Origin of the sequence: Campylobacter sp. 2018MI01 (assembly GCF_018501205.1) — a bacterium.
GTDB lineage: Bacteria > Campylobacterota > Campylobacteria > Campylobacterales > Campylobacteraceae > Campylobacter_E.
Genome location: NZ_JAHCZE010000151.1, coordinates 1 through 459, shown reverse-complemented (window position 1 = coordinate 459; position 459 = coordinate 1). Strand labels below are relative to the sequence as shown.

Here is a 459-nt window from a genome sequence, read left to right as displayed (position 1 = left end):
ATTCAAGCAGGACATGGCGAAGATCGGCGTCAAAGTCAATCTCGTCAATACCCCGTCCAGTGACATGCAGAAGGTGTTGACGAACCATTCCTTCGACGTCATTGCTTTCACCTGGCAGGGCACCGCGTACCCGATGGCTAACGTCCGCCAGATCTATGGCGCTGCCGCAGAAGGGTCCAAGCAGCCATCGCAGTCCAACTACTCTCAGCTCCTCGATCCAAAAGTTGAGAAGCTCATTTCGAAGATCGGCACCGAGTCTGATGTCTCAAAGCGCCGCGAGCTGGCTAACCAGGCTGACAAGACCATCTGGGATGACGTCATGACTTTGCCACTGTACCGACGTATGTCCTTCACTGCTGTTCCGAAGAACCTGGCGAACTGTGGTGCCTCCACCTTCCAGACCGTGCGCGCAGAGGATATCGGCTTCCAGAAGTGACGATGACATATCTGAGTTGAGAA

Annotated in this window: 1 protein-coding gene; it reads left to right on the top strand. The window is 54.5% G+C overall.

Features of this window, described 5'->3' with window-relative positions:
• The coding region (locus tag KJQ97_RS09430) for a periplasmic substrate-binding domain-containing protein (protein ID WP_350028222.1) at window positions 1-436 on the top strand (436 nt) is incomplete at its 5' end.
• Between the last annotated feature and the right edge of the window lie 23 nt (window positions 437-459).